Below are 1,099 nucleotides of genomic sequence, written 5' to 3' on the forward strand. Positions count from 1 at the left end.
ATCTTCCGGAACATATTTTGATCTTCCGGAACATATTTTGATCTTCCGGAACATATTTTGATCTTCCGGAACATATTTTGATCTTCCGGAACATATTTTGAATGGGGACTGTCTCAAGTTTTCGACAGTCCCCATTCGTCTTTTTCCATTACTCCCTTTAACCCCACTCTTTTTAATAAAAAGTATCTCTCACAGTAATTATGCTGGCACTTAAAACTGGCATTTGATACCTCACATTTTTTAATGCGCAACTGATAAACTAAGAATGACTTGAAAACCCATAAAAGAAAGGATGAATCTGAATGTTCAATATGCAAAATAACAACAGCATGTGGCTGCCATTAATCGCTTCTGTAGGAGTTGGAGCTGCAACTTATTATAGCATGACAAGAAACAATCAAAATTTTGGACAGGCTATACAGCAAGCGGCTCCCCTGGTCTCTCAAATGAATAATGGGAACCAGCAAAATTAAACACAGACAAAAATTAAGCGCACTCAATTCGAGATGCGCTTTTTTAAAAATTTATTCACGTTCTTTTTACTGAATGGGATGTTCTCACAATAAACAACCAGTATTATGCAATAATAAAAAAGCTGACTTCAAATTATGAAATCAACTTTTCAAAAATGCCTGGCGGCGTCCTACTCTTGCAGGGATTAGACCCCAACTACCATCGGCGCTGGAGAGCTTAACTTCTGTGTTCGGCATGGGAACAGGTGTGACCTCTCCGCTATCGCTACCAGACCTTTTATTATATAAAGATTGTACCCTGAAAACTAAATAAGAGCGTTAGTCGACATTCAACGTGGTTGTGGGTTAGTTAAGTCCTCGATCGATTAGTATCCGTCAGCTCCACGTGTCGCCACGCTTCCACCTCGGACCTATCAACCTCATCGTCTCTGAGGGATCTTACTCACTTAACGTGATGGGAAGTTTCATCTTGAGGAGGGCTTCATGCTTAGATGCTTTCAGCACTTATCCTTGCCACACGTAGCTACCCAGCTGTGCTCCTGGCGGAACAACTGGTACACCAGCGGTGTGTCCATCCCGGTCCTCTCGTACTAAGGACAGCGCCTCTCAGACTTCCTGCGCCCACG

At 42.3% G+C, this 1,099-nt stretch carries 1 protein-coding gene and 2 rRNA genes; 1 reads left to right on the plus strand and 2 read right to left on the minus strand.

The window, feature by feature from the left end; all coding sequences use genetic code 11:
• Positions 1 to 311: 311 nt before the first annotated feature.
• Positions 312 to 473 carry a hypothetical protein gene (locus BMZ22_RS16870; RefSeq protein ID WP_218144019.1) on the plus strand — a complete coding sequence of 54 codons (162 nt, stop codon included), beginning with the start codon at positions 312 to 314 and terminating at the stop codon, positions 471 to 473.
• A gap of 157 nt (positions 474 to 630) precedes the next feature.
• Here BMZ22_RS16870 and rrf read toward each other — a convergent pair.
• Both rrf and BMZ22_RS04420 read right to left on the minus strand, forming a co-directional pair.
• Positions 631 to 746: ribosomal RNA gene (rrf, locus tag BMZ22_RS04415) — 5S ribosomal RNA — on the minus strand.
• Positions 747 to 818: 72 nt separating this feature from the next.
• Positions 819 to 1,099, minus strand: a 23S ribosomal RNA gene (locus tag BMZ22_RS04420); the annotation flags it as partial.

Source organism: Lentibacillus persicus (assembly GCF_900112705.1).
Classification (GTDB): domain Bacteria; phylum Bacillota; class Bacilli; order Bacillales; family Amphibacillaceae; genus Lentibacillus; species Lentibacillus persicus.